Origin of the sequence: Rhodococcus jostii NBRC 16295 (assembly GCF_001894825.1) — a bacterium.
GTDB lineage: Bacteria > Actinomycetota > Actinomycetes > Mycobacteriales > Mycobacteriaceae > Rhodococcus_F > Rhodococcus_F jostii.
The window spans coordinates 101,700-114,249 of record NZ_BCWY01000027.1 but is presented as its reverse complement, the minus strand read 5'-3'; the positions used below and the strand labels follow the sequence as shown (position 1 = coordinate 114,249).

The window sequence follows — 12,550 nt, the reverse complement described above, 5'->3', positions numbered from 1 at the left end:
GCCTGCGGCACCGGGGGTCGGTACATCGGCTGCGGCGCCGGCTGTGGTGCGGGCCGCGGGCCGGCCGCGAGTTGCGCCTGCAGGACGGCGAGGTTCTCACCCACGTGCCGCATCTGCTGCCCGAGCGCCGAGAACTCGCCGGAGAGCTGCGCGACCAGCCGTGGATCGACGGAAGGAGTACCAGGTGTGGACATGGATCCATCGTCCGGCGGCGACGGCGCCCACACATGAGTAGCCCTACTCGAGCGGTCTGGGTCGTGCTACCCGAACATTCGGCGGATCGAGGTGCCGAACGGGTGCTTCGCGGTCACGTTCCCGAACCGGACCTTGCCCCGGACCACGACGTGCAGCGGACCGATCGGTGGTCCGGTGCGCACCTTGTTGTTCGCGGAACCGCCGACCGTTTCCACACCGTTGAGGTCGACGGTCGCCTCTTCCGGCACGACCAGCGAGATCGTGCTCGCGTAGTCGTCGATCGTCACATGCACCACCTGTGTGGACATGACGGCCCGCGTGAAGTCGAGCGTCACCGTCGACAGCCGGGTGTTCACCTCGAGGGCCGGGGGCACGTTCCAGGAGCCGGTCCGGCTCACCGACGACATGCGACCGCGGATGACGTCCCCCGGCGGCGGCGGCGGCGACCGGTGTGCGACCGGCGGAACCGGGGGCGCCGGGCGTGACACGTACGGCTGATCGGGGTACGGCGGCGGCGTGAACTCGGAGATCAGCTGGATTCCCGGCAGATCCACCAGGACGACGTTCAGCTCCGCCCGTGTCTTCGCGGCGAGAGCCGTGTCCATCCGTTCGGTGAACTCGCCGAGCGAGAGCATCCCCTGGCCCACCGCCCGCTGCAACAATTCGCCGACGTGTTCCCGCTCCGCATCCGATACGCGTAGGTCCCGTGCCTCCATACCGACAAGGCTAATGTTCGTGCGCCTCCGGCGCCCGTGAGTACTTAGTAACCGCCCGCGGTTAACAAGTACTCACGGCTACTCGAGGCCCTGCTCGATGGCGTACCGGGTCAGCTCGACGCGGTTGGCCAGCTGCAGCTTGCGGAGGGTGGCCTGGACGTGGTTCTCGACGGTGCGGTGACTCAGCGACAGCTTGGTCGCGATCTGCTTGGCGCTCAGCCCTTTCGCGACGAACCGCAGGACCTCGGTCTCCCGTTCCGTGAGCTTCGGGACCGCGGGCCCCTGCTCGGCGGCGGGCGCGCTCGACATTCGGCGGTACTCCCCCAGCACGAGTCCGGCAAGCCCCGGAGTGAACACGGCCTGCCCCGCTGCGGTGGCCCGGACCGCGTCGAGCAGTTCCTCCACGGACGCGCTCTTCACCAGGTAGCCGGACGCCCCGGCCTTGACGGCGTCGAGTACGTCGTCGCGCTCGGACGACGCCGACAGCACCAGTACCCGGCTGTCGGGCGACACCTCGAGGACGGCGGCGGTGGCCGCGGCGCCGTTGCCGTCGGGCAGTTGCATGTCCATGAGCACGACCGCGGGACGCGTCGCCGCCGCCCGACGTGCCGCGGTGGCGACGCCGTCCGCCGTGGCGACCACGCCGAACCCGGCGTCCTCGAGGTCGCGGGCGACGGCGTCCCGCCACATCGGATGATCGTCGACGACCATCACCGTGATCTGTTCGCCGGTGTCCTCGTCACCCATCTGTTTCGTCTCCCTTCGGCACGCGGATCTCCCATTCGGTGCCCTGACCGGGTTCGGTGTCGAGTTCGGCGGTGCCGCCGAGCGCACCGACGCGGCCCAGAATGGATTTCGATACTCCCATGCGTCCCTCGGCCTCCGCTTCGGCGAGCCGGCCCGGCGCGATTCCGCTGCCGTCGTCGCGGACGCTGACGATGATCTCGTCGCCGAGATCCTCCAGCAGCACGTACGCCTTGGCACCCGCACCGGCGTGCAGTGCGACGTTGGACAGCGCCGTGTCGACGACCGCGGCGAGTTCCGTCGCCCGTCGTCGCTCGATCGTCACGGGTGCCGCGGGGGTCGACACCGACACGGTGGTGCTGGCCCGGGTGCCCAGCAGCAGTCGCAGGTCTATCGCGCTCCCACCCAGATCCGACGCCACGCCCGCGCCCTGTTCGGAGATGAGCATGCGCAGCGCCACCTCCTGCTCCCCGGCGAGGTCGGCGAGTTCGGCTGCCGGCCCGCCGATCTCGTTGCCGCGGCGACGGACGAGCGCGAGCACCTGCAGGACGCCGTCGTGCACCTCGCGGGCGAGGCGTTCCCGTTCCTCGGTCGCGGCAGCCAACCGCACGGCCTGCTCCAACTGGGCCTGCGCGCGCCTCGCGGTGGTGGTGGCGAGACCGAGCGCGAGCCCCACCGACACCAGGACGGGCGCCGTCGCGTCCCGCCACAGGTCGAGGTTGACCTGGTCGCGCACCACCGCGCTCACCGTCGCCATCAGCACCCCCGACGCCATGCCGAGCCACGGTCCACCGTAGACGGCGGCGGAGATGACGGCGTTGGTGACCCACAGGGTGGTCGGCAGGGTCTGATGGTTGTTGTACCAATCATGATCGGAGACAAGGCGAGTCGACGCCATCAGCGCGATGACCACCAGCTGGTCGGCGATCACGATCTGGTAGCGCGGGACCTTCCCGTGGGAGAGCAGGACCGCGGAGAGGCCGGACCACACCGCCATCAGGGCGACGAGGAACCAGCTCAGCCGCTGGTGGGTGTAGTACTGCACCGACACGAACTGGTAGCTGATCGCATAGACCAGCGTGACGAGGCGGAACGCCTGCGCGGCCCGCCACAGTGGGGCGTCGGGCTGGGTGTCGAGCTCGGTCGTGGTTCGCGGCCGGTAGTGCAGTCGGGTGCGTCGCTCACTCTCGTCGGTCATGGGTCTGCGCAGTGTCGTCGAGGTGGGACGGTGCGTCGGCCTCGGCCGGGTAGAGCGGGACTGCCGGGTCGTCGACCTCGAGCGCATCGTAGGTGGCGTCGGGGTCCGTGGACAGCAGCGATCGCACCGCCGTGTTCAGCAGCGCGACGATCGGCACGGCGAGGAGGCCGCCGACGATCCCGGCGAGGACGATGCCGGTGGTGATGGCCAGCACCACCGCGAGCGGGTGCAGCCGGACCGCGCGGCCCAGGAGCAGTGGTTGCAGGACGTGGGCCTCGAGCTGCATCACCCCGATGATGATGCCGAGCACGATCAGCGCGGTCAGGAATCCCTTGGTGACCAGCGCCACGAGCACCGCGAGGAACCCGGTGAGGAACGCACCGACGATCGGGATGAACGCACCGATGAACACGAGCGACGCCAGCGGCAGAGCGAGCGGGACCCCGAGAATCGCGAGTCCCGCGCCGATCCCGATGGCGTCCGCCGCAGCCACCGCCACTGTCGCCCGGACGTACCCGACCAGCGAGCCGAACCCCTGGCTCCCCGCCAACCGGACCCGCCGCCGTGACGCGGTGGGAACGAGGCGGGTGACGAAATCCCAGATCTGAGTTCCGCCGTACAGGAAGAAGATGAGGGTGAACAGTGTCAGCAGGGCGCCGGTGAAGATCTCGCCGACGACCGTGGCCGTGGTCAAGGCGCCACTGGTCAGCTGCTGGCGGTTGTCCTGGATGGACTTCACCACCGAGTCGCCGGCCTGCCGGATCTGGTCCTCGCTGAAGTGGAACGGTCCGTCGGTGAGCCACCCCTGGATCTGTGTGACGGACGCCTCGAATTGTTCGGTGAGACCGGGAAGTCCTTCGATGAACTGCTCGACGACGAACGTCATGATCCCGGCGACGATGCCGATCGAACCGATGAGGACCACCAGGACGGCCGCCGACCGCGGCACCCCCTTGCCCTGCAACCAGTCGACGAGAGGCACCAGCAGCGCCGACGCGAGGAGCGCCAGACCCACCGGGATGAGGACGGTGTCGAGCCTGGTCACGATGTAGCCGAGCGTCAGCAGACCCGCGAAGATGACGAGAAGACGCCACGTCCATTCGGCCGCCACCCGCACCACCGGGTGCACCGCCGCCGACGGATGGCCCCCGCCCTGTGTTACCGCGGCTGTTTCCGAGCGCTGCTCGTTCGCGTTCACCTGCGGAGCGTATCGAGGTTCGGGGAGCGCCGGGCGATTCGCGCGGGAAACACGCGCGCAGGGACCTGTGCGCGCCGTTAAGGGGACGTGTCCTACGCCACCCGGTACACCCACCGCTAAATTGAACGTCGTGCGGAAATCCTATAGAGCGATCGCGGCAACGGTCCGCAGCAGATGGCCGCTCTATATGGTTTCGATGCTCCTCGCCAATTTCATCGGCGCCATCCTCGTGTTCGCCTTCGTGCGTTACGGCGTGCCGATCCCCGAATCGCAGGAAATCATCGCCGACCGGGTGCGTAACGTCGCGATCTTCGGCGGCTACCTGGCATTCGCCGCCGTGGTGAGTCTCACCGCCGCCGCGATGATGCTGAGGTCCGTCGTCCGCTGGCAGTTGCGTGGGGGTCCGCCGACGCGCAGCGAGCAGATGTCGGCGCTGCACGCGCCGCTGCGCCAGGCGATCGTGCACCTGGTGCTGTGGATCCTCGGCGGCATCATCTTCGTGCTGCTCACGATCACCGAGATGCCGGAACTCGCGGTCGCGGTGATCGTCACCGTGTGCATGGCCGCGACCACGACGTTCGGCTTCACGTACATGCTCGGCGAGCGGATTCTGCGTCCGGTAGCCGCCCGCGCGCTCAGCGAGGGCGAGTTCGACCGGACCATGGCGCCCGGTGTCGGCACCCGGATGGCCATGACGTGGGGACTCGGAACGCTGATGCCTGTCATCGGCATCATCCTGCTGTGCGTGACGCAGATCACCACCGACCTCGTGTTCTCCCCCGACGCGCTCGCGTGGGCGATCATGCTGCTATCGATCATCGCGATCGCGCAGGCGTTCGCGCTGTCGATGCTGACGGCCAGCCAGATCTCCGACCCGATCAAGCAACTGCGACGCGCGATCGAACGCGTCCAGCGCGGCGCCACCGACGTCCGGGTAGAGGTGTTCGACGGCAGCGAGATCGGGCGACTGCAGGTCGGGTTCAACCGGATGATGCGCGAGTCCGACGAGCGGCGACTCCTGCGCGAGTTGTTCGGCCAGCACGTCGGCGAGGACGTCGCGCGGCGGGCACTGCAGTTCGGTACCGAACTCGGCGGCGAGACCAGGTTCGTCGCGGTGCTCTTCGTCGACATGGTCGGCTCCACCGGCGCCGCCGCGGAGCGTCCCCCCGGGGAGGTCGTGAACCTGCTGAACGAGTTCTTCCGCGTCGTCGTCGACGTGATCGACCGGCACCACGGCTTCGTCAACAAGTTCATGGGTGACGCAGCGCTCGCGATCTTCGGGGCCCCGCTCGACCGCCCCGACGCACCGACGGCTGCGCTGGCCGCGGCCCGGGAGCTGCGGTTCGCGCTCAACGAGATCACCGGCCTCGACGTCGGCATCGGCGTCTCCGCAGGCCTCGCCGTCGCCGGCAACATCGGCGCCGCCGAACGCTTCGAGTACACGGTGATCGGCGACCCGGTCAACGAGGCCTCGCGGCTCACCGAACTCGCCAAGCTCCACCCCAGCCGAGTGCTGGCATCGACCAGTGCGCTGTATTTCGCCGACGACGAAGAACAGGCGCACTGGGAACTCGGTGAACAGGTGCAGTTGCGGGGCCGTCGCCGCAACACCCATCTGGCTTGGCCGGAGGACTATCCGGAGTAATCCGCTACCCGTTGGTTACGCTGGCCAGGTGGCCCAGCCTCGATCCGACCCGCCCACTGCCGAGCCTCCTCGGCAGCGAAGCCGATACTGGTGGATCAAATGGCTCCTCGGCGCCGGGCTCCTGGCCCTGCTGACCGTCGAGGGCATCTACCTGTGGCCCACGCTCAGCGACTCGTGGAAAGCACTCACCGAAATCCACTGGGGGTGGGTCGCCGCGTGCATCGCCGCCCAGGCCGTCTCCCTCAGCGGATACGGCGCTGTCCAGCAGCGACTGCTGCAGGCGGGCGGTGTCGTCGTCAGCCAGCTGAAGTCGGTGTCGGTGATCTACGCGAGCACCGCGATGGCCGTGAGCCTGCCCGCCGGGCAGGTGTTCTCGACCGCCTTCACCTACAAGCAGACCCGCAAGTGGGGAGCCACCCCCATCGTGGCGTCGTGGCAGCTGGCGATCTCGGGGGTCATCGCCGCGGGCAGCCTCACGCTCCTCGGCGCCGCCGGCGCGTTCGCGGTGGGCACCAAGGTGAGCCCGGTCACGCTGGTGCTGTCGCTGGTCGCCGCGTTCGCGCTGTTCTACGGACTGCGATACATCTCACGTAATCCCGACTCGATCGAGTCGATCGGCCACTGGGTACTGACCCGGTACAACAAGTTCCGCAAGAACCCTCCCGACACCGGCATCGAACGGTGGAAGGAGATCCTGGGCCAGCTCGACTCGGTCGAGCTCAGCCGCAAGGACACCGTCATCACGTTCGGGTGGTCGGCCGTGCACCGGCTCGCCGACGTCGCGTGCCTCGGTTTCGCGTGCTGGGCGGTGGGTGCCGAACCGTCGCTGGCGGGCCTGCTGATCGCGTTCGCCGCCGCCAAGGCCGTGGGCAGCATTCCGCTCGCCCCCGGCGGACTGGGATTCGTCGACGGCACGCTGATCGCCACCCTGACGGCCGCAGGAACCACCGCCTCGCAGGCCCTCGCCGCCGTGTTCGTCTACCGCGCCGTCAGCTACATCCTCGTCGCACTCGTCGGCTGGGTCGTCTTCCTCATCCTGTTCCGGCACAACCAGCACGAGGACCTGGAGATGGACCTCGAATTCGAGCGCCGCGAGCAGTCCGCACCCACCACCAACCACCCGCAGCGCCGCGCGGAGCCCGAGCCCGATGCCTAGGCCTGTGAGTACTTGTTAACCGCGGGCGGTTAATAAGTACTCACAGGCGGCGAAGCCGCACCAGCATTCCGCCGAGGTGCCCGGCGCTGACCCGGACCGCCGCCTCGGCGTCGCCGTCGGCGATCGCCTCCACCAGCAGTCGGTGGTCGTCCGCGTCGGGCGCGCTGTGTGCGGTCAGGTCCAGCACCGCCATCAGGTCGCGCATCGCGTCGCGCAGCCGAGGAACGAACGTCTCGAACAGCTCGGTCAGCACCGGATTGTGCGCCGCGACCACGACCGCGCGATGCAGTGCGATGTCGGCGTCGACGAACTCGGCGGCGCCGGCCCCGGACGCCGCGGACCGCGCGTCCAGCGTCCGGCGGAGCTCCGCGAGATCGTGGTCGTCGCGCCGGGAGGCGGCGAGCCGGGCGGCGTCGATCTCGACGGTGTTGCGTACCTCGACGACGTGCAGGATCTCCTCGGTGCGCAGTACCCGATCCCAGTCCTGACGAGGCAACGACCTGCGGAGGAACACCCCGGCACCCTGCCTCGACTCGAGCATGCCGAACCCGGCGAGCATCCGGACCGCCTCGCGGACCGTCGACCGTCCGACACCCAGCTCGGCCGCGAGCGTGGTCTCGCCCGGGAGCTTCGCGCCGACCTCCCATTCGCCGCTCTCGATGCGCGAGCGCAGCAGGTCGGCGGCCTGGTCCGTCAACAGGTGGCGTCGTATCGGCGCGGTCAAGAAGAGCTCCTCAGGTTGTCTGATGAGTGAATTTCTCCTAGTCTAGCCCCGTGGCATTCCGTGGACTTCTCCTCCACTGCCGCGGCGGGGCCTGAAGGCCGGCACCCTGCCGCGGGGTTTCGCCGCGTCGGTCGTCTCGTTCACCCTTCCGAGGAGAAGACCGTCATGACCATCACGTGGAACAACCAGCTGCCTTCACCGATGCCCTCCGATCGCTATCGCGCGATCTGGGACCGCGTTCCCGTCCCCGATGTCGACCGCACGTGGCCGACGCGACGCACCACCACCGCACCGCTGTGGGTGCCCGTCGATCTGCGCGACGGCAACCAGTCCCTCGCCGAACCGATGGACCCCGAGCGCAAACGCAGGTTCTTCGAACTGCTGATCTCGCTCGGCTACAAGGAGATCGAGGTCGGCTACCCGTCCGCGAGCCAGACCGACTTCGACTTCGTCCGCGACCTCGTCCGCCTGGACCTCGTGCCCGACGACGTGACGATCGTCGTCTTCACCGCGGCCCGCGACGATCTGATCGCCCGGACGTACGAATCGGTCGAGGGGCTGCCGAACGTCGTGGTGCACATGTACATCGCGACGGCGCCCACGTGGCGCTCCGTCGTCCTCGGTAAGGACCGGAAAGCGCTGCACCGGTTGATCTTCGATGCAGCACAGGTGGTGGCACGCGGCGCTGGCGACCACCCGGGCCGGCGATTCGAGTTCTCACCCGAGGTGTTCAACCTGACCGAGCCGGACTTCGTGCTCGACGTCTGCAACAGCCTGACCCGACTGTGGGATGCGAGCCCCGAACGTCCGGTGATCCACAATCTGCCTGCCACGGTGGAGGTCTCGACGCCCAACGTGTATGCCGACCAGATCGAGTACATGCACCGCCATCTGGAGCGGAGGGATTCGGTCATCCTGTCGGTGCACCCGCACAACGACCGCGGCACCGGCGTCGCGTGCGCCGAGCTGGCGGTGCTGGCGGGAGCCCAGCGTGTCGAGGGCTGCCTTTTCGGCAACGGCGAGCGGACCGGCAACGTCGATCTCGTGACGCTGGCCCTGAATCTGCACGCGCAGGGCGTCGACCCGATGATCGACCTCTCGGACATCGACGCGGTTCGTCGAACCGTGGAGTACTGCAACAGGATTCCCGTCCATGAGCGGCATCCGTACGGCGGGGACCTCGTGTACACGGCGTTCTCCGGCACCCACCAGGATGCGATCAAGAAGGGGTTCGCGGAGCATCGGACATCCGCGGAGGCCGCGGGACTGGACCCGGGAATCGCGCCGTGGTCGGTGCCCTACCTGCCGATCGACCCCGCCGACGTCGGTCGCGACTACCAGGCCGTCATCCGCATCAACAGCCAATCCGGCAAGGGCGGAATCGCGCATCTGCTGCAGAGCGAATACGGCATCACGCTGCCGCGCCGGCTCCAGATCGACTTCGCCGCGAAGGTTCAGGCAGCAGCGGACTCGTCGGGACTCGAGATCACCGCCGAAGAACTGTGGACGCTGTTCTGCGCCGAGTACGGGTACCGGGGCGGCGTCGGCCGCTGGTCCGTCGAGCACGGAACCGACGGCGACCGGCTGTTCGTCGTCTTCGACGTCGACGGCACCGAAGTGTCCGGTGAGGCGGTAGCCACCGGCCCTGTCGAGGCGATGACCCACGTCCTCACCTCGAAAGGAGTGGCTGTCGACGTCCTGTCCCTCACCCAGCACTCGCAGCGGTCGGGTAGCGACAGCACGGCGATCACGTTGGCGGAATGCCGTGTCGGCGATCGGACGGTGTGGGGAATGGGCTCCCACCAGTCGGTGACGGCGTCCGCCATCCGCGCGGTGTACACGGCGGCTACTGCGCCTGTGAGTACTTGTTAACCACGGGCGGTTAATAAGTACTCACGGGGGGCGGAGCCGCACGATCGCGTCCGCCACCACGTCCGGTCGGTCCTCGGGCATCAACGTGTAACTGTCGTCGACCTCTTGCAGTTCGGCGTTCGGGTAGAGCTCGGCCAGTCGCCGACCGTGGTCGCGGGGCATCACCTTGTCCTCGACCGCCCAGAGCACGAGGACCGGCCGGTCGAAGGCGCGGTTCGATTCCGCCCAGTGCAGCAGGGTCGCCTTCGGTGGCAGTGACCTCGCGTACTTGCGCAGGTCCCGCCGCACCCGACGGTCGGTGGTCGCGGGCCGGAACCACTCGTCCATCACCGGTTTCGGCACGGGGCGCTTGCTCATCCACCCCCACGACGCCGGCGCCCGCCGCATCGCCGTGAATCGCAGGGCCCGCATGGCGAGGGCCAATCCGCCGGGTATCGCGGCAGCGACACCTATCGCGCGACCGGGTATTCCGGGCGGGTAGTTGTCGAACGCCTCGCACGGCGTGAGTACGAGAGCGGCGACGCGGCCGGTGTCGCCGAGGGCGATGAGGACCTGGGCGCCGCCCCAGTCGTTCTGCACGAGCGTGACGTCGGTGAGGTCGAGTCGGTCGAGGAATTCGCCGATGAGCAGTCCGAGTCCGCGCAACGAGAGGTCGGCGTCCTCGCGCATCGGAATGCGGTGCGCGCCGAGTGGAAGCGTCGGGAGGATGCAGCGGTAGTCGGGGGTGAGTCGTTCGACGACGTGCCGCCAGACGGTGCCGTCGATCGTCAGCCCGGAGATGAACACGAGCACCGGACCTTCGCCCCCGGTGTCGCGGTACTCGACGGTGCCTGCGGAGAGTTCGATCTGCTTCATGGCACTCACTCCATTTGATAGATCGTTCTACTGAATCTCAGGTTACGATGGGGTACGCACCGAGCGCAACGGTCGGAGGCAGGAATGAACGACACGAAGGCCCGGATTCTCGGCACGAGCGGCGAACTCTTCCGTCGCAACGGCTACACCGGGACAGGTCTCAAGCAGGTCGCCGCCGAGGCGCGGGCCCCGTTCGGTTCCATCTACCACTTCTTCCCGGGCGGAAAGCAGCAGCTCGGGGAAGAAGTCATCCGGTCGTCGGGCGAGGAGTACGCCCGGCTGGTGTTCGCGATCCTCGACGCCCACCCCGACATCCTCGAGGGGATCGAGGTCGGGTTCCGGCTGGCGGGCGAGACGCTGGTGGCCACCGATTACGCGGACGCGTGCCCCATCGCGACGGTCGCCCTCGAAGTCGCGAGCACCAACGAGGTGCTCCGCGTGGCCACCGCGGACGTGTTCACGAGCTGGATCGACGCGGGCAGCGCGCTGCTGCGCGACCGCGGCTTCGAGGAGGCCGACGCGCGGCGTCTGATCCTGGGCTTCATCACCAGCCTGGAGGGCGCCTTCGTCCTCGCCCGGGCGCTCCGCAGCACCGAACCGCTCGATGCGGCCGGCGCCACAGTCCTTGCCGCCGCGCGTGCCTGCCTCACCCACGTGAGTGAGAATGCGTCCCCGGGCACACCGCGGCACTCACATAGGGCATGTGACCGACATCACACTACGGTTGCGGAAGAAATCCCCGGCGTTCATAGTTGAAGCTACAAGAACTTGAATATTCAACTAATTTAGTTGTCGACGACCCGAGGAGTTTTCATGACCACCGCCACCGCCACCCTGCCCAACCTCACCGCCGGAACCTGGACCATCGACTCGGTCCACTCCACCGTCGGCTTCTCCGTCCGCCACCTGATGGTCAGCAAGGTCCGCGGCACGTTCAACGACTTCACCGGCGCGATCACCGTCGCCGAGGACGGCACCGCCACCGTCACCGCCGACATCCAGGTCGCGTCCATCGACACCAAGAACACCGACCGCGACGCCCACATCAAGTCGGCCGATTTCTTCGACGCCGAGCAGTACCCCACCGCCACCTTCACCTCCACCGCCGTCCGCGCCAAGGGCGACGACTACGTGGTCGAGGGCGAATTCACCCTCCACGGTGTCACCCGCCCCGTCGAGCTCGCCCTCGAATTCGGCGGCGTCAACCCCGGCATGGGCAACGGCCCGGTCGCCGGCTTCGAAGCCACCACCGTCCTCAACCGCAAGGACTTCGGCATCACCATCGACATGCCCCTCGAAGGCGGCGGCGCCGTCGTCGGCGACAAGATCACCATCACCCTCGAGATCGAGGCCGGCCTCCAGGCCTGACCCTTTCCTCGCAGCGCGCGCCCCGTCATCCACCCGGATGGCGGGGCGCGCGTTCTTCGTGGCGCCGGCATACCTGGCAGCGAACAGGACTCCCCACCCGATGGCCCCGATCAACGCGAAACTGATCAATCGGTACAGCATCACGGCCGCGGTGGCCTCGTCCGTGCCCAGTCCGCCGGCGACGAACGCCACGATCAGGGCGCCGTCGACGACGCCGATGCCGCCGGGAATCAGCGGAATGCTCGACGCGGCCATGCCTGCGACGTAGGCCGTCATCGCGAGCCCGATCCCGACTTCGGTGACGCCCACCGCCCGGCACGCCGCGACCAGGCACAGCAGGTCGCCGATCCAGTTCAGTCCCGCGAACATGCCCCCGAGAATCCAGTCTCTGGGGCGGGGCCGGACGAGAGCCAGTTGCTCGACGAGGGTGCGGACGCGCTCGGCACCCGACGCCGCGGGACGCCGCAGGAACGCGTTGGCCCAGCCGAGAACCCGTTCGCCGGCGCGCACGAGCAGTTCGGGTCGGCGAATCAGCTCCCGGAGCCCGAGGGCGAGTCCGAGGACACCGGCGATCTCACCGACGACGGTGATCGGATCGGCATGCGCCCGAACGCCGACCGTCGCCCCGAGAATCCCGAGGGCGCCGAGCGCCACGGAGCTGATGATCCCCGACGCGAGCATCGTCCAGGCGACCAGCGGCGTGCTGGCGCCCCACGTGCGCAACCTGCGAAACGTGAATCCCGCGGACACGAGGTGCCCGGCGGGGAGGGTGACGGACAGCGCGTTGGACGCGAAAGTCAATGCGATCGACCGATGGAGCGCCACTCGGAGACCGCCGGCCGCGAGCAGTTGCCGCTGCAGTCGGGCGAACGTCGTCAT

Annotated in this window: 11 protein-coding genes and 2 pseudogenes; 5 read left to right on the top strand and 8 right to left on the bottom strand. The window is 68.4% G+C overall.

The features are described from left to right. The 5 genes and pseudogenes from RJ1_RS18975 to RJ1_RS18955 all read right to left on the bottom strand — a co-directional run. Nucleotides 1-194, bottom strand: a pseudogene (locus tag RJ1_RS18975) (DUF2339 domain-containing protein); the annotation flags it as partial. Nucleotides 195-260: 66 nt separating this feature from the next. Beyond that, nucleotides 261-911 (bottom strand): DUF1707 SHOCT-like domain-containing protein, encoded by a 651-nt coding sequence (locus tag RJ1_RS18970; protein ID WP_073362556.1) that lies wholly within the window; start codon nucleotides 909-911, stop codon nucleotides 261-263. A 78-nt stretch (nucleotides 912-989) separates the two neighbouring features. Next, nucleotides 990-1,658, bottom strand: coding sequence for a response regulator (locus tag RJ1_RS18965; RefSeq protein WP_073362553.1), 669 nt, complete (start codon nucleotides 1,656-1,658; stop codon nucleotides 990-992). Further along, on the bottom strand, nucleotides 1,651-2,853 hold the full coding sequence (macS, locus tag RJ1_RS18960; protein ID WP_073362550.1) for a MacS family sensor histidine kinase: 1,203 nt from the start codon (nucleotides 2,851-2,853) through the stop codon (nucleotides 1,651-1,653). Before macS ends, RJ1_RS18965 begins: the two co-directional genes overlap by 8 nt. Beyond that, the gene (locus tag RJ1_RS18955) at nucleotides 2,837-4,051 is read right to left on the bottom strand and encodes an AI-2E family transporter (RefSeq protein WP_073362548.1); all 1,215 of its coding nucleotides are present in this window, start codon (nucleotides 4,049-4,051) and stop codon (nucleotides 2,837-2,839) included. Before RJ1_RS18955 ends, macS begins: the two co-directional genes overlap by 17 nt. A 187-nt stretch (nucleotides 4,052-4,238) precedes the next feature. On the opposite strand from RJ1_RS18955, the gene RJ1_RS18950 reads away from it, so the two are divergent. Both RJ1_RS18950 and RJ1_RS18945 read left to right on the top strand, forming a co-directional pair. Then, nucleotides 4,239-5,696 (top strand): adenylate/guanylate cyclase domain-containing protein, encoded by a 1,458-nt coding sequence (locus tag RJ1_RS18950; protein WP_073362546.1) that lies wholly within the window; start codon nucleotides 4,239-4,241, stop codon nucleotides 5,694-5,696. Between the two features lie 28 nt (nucleotides 5,697-5,724). Further along, on the top strand, nucleotides 5,725-6,852 hold the full coding sequence (locus RJ1_RS18945) for a lysylphosphatidylglycerol synthase transmembrane domain-containing protein (protein ID WP_073362539.1): 1,128 nt from the start codon (nucleotides 5,725-5,727) through the stop codon (nucleotides 6,850-6,852). 40 nt (nucleotides 6,853-6,892) lie between these two features. Here RJ1_RS18945 and RJ1_RS18940 read toward each other — a convergent pair whose 3' ends face one another. Then, nucleotides 6,893-7,576 (bottom strand): FadR/GntR family transcriptional regulator, encoded by a 684-nt coding sequence (locus RJ1_RS18940; protein WP_073362537.1) that lies wholly within the window; start codon nucleotides 7,574-7,576, stop codon nucleotides 6,893-6,895. A 165-nt stretch (nucleotides 7,577-7,741) separates the two neighbouring features. Between RJ1_RS18940 and RJ1_RS18935 the strand changes: the two genes are divergently transcribed. Beyond that, entirely contained in the window at nucleotides 7,742-9,448 is a 1,707-nt protein-coding gene (locus RJ1_RS18935) for a 2-isopropylmalate synthase (protein ID WP_073362535.1), read from the top strand. Nucleotides 9,449-9,469: 21 nt separating this feature from the next. Here RJ1_RS18935 and RJ1_RS18930 read toward each other — a convergent pair whose 3' ends face one another. Continuing rightward, a complete protein-coding gene (locus tag RJ1_RS18930) occupies nucleotides 9,470-10,303 on the bottom strand; it encodes an alpha/beta fold hydrolase (RefSeq protein WP_073362532.1) in 834 nt (277 codons plus the stop codon). Between the two features lie 84 nt (nucleotides 10,304-10,387). On the opposite strand from RJ1_RS18930, the gene RJ1_RS18925 reads away from it, so the two are divergent. Continuing rightward, nucleotides 10,388-11,059, top strand: coding sequence for a TetR/AcrR family transcriptional regulator (locus tag RJ1_RS18925; protein ID WP_240319916.1), 672 nt, complete (start codon nucleotides 10,388-10,390; stop codon nucleotides 11,057-11,059). Nucleotides 11,060-11,116: 57 nt separating this feature from the next. Then, nucleotides 11,117-11,671, top strand: a complete 555-nt coding sequence (locus RJ1_RS18920; RefSeq protein WP_073362530.1) for a YceI family protein — start codon at nucleotides 11,117-11,119, stop codon at nucleotides 11,669-11,671. 153 nt (nucleotides 11,672-11,824) lie between these two features. Here the strand turns inward: RJ1_RS18920 and RJ1_RS18915 are convergent. Next, nucleotides 11,825-12,550: pseudogene (locus tag RJ1_RS18915) on the bottom strand (lysylphosphatidylglycerol synthase transmembrane domain-containing protein); the annotation flags it as partial.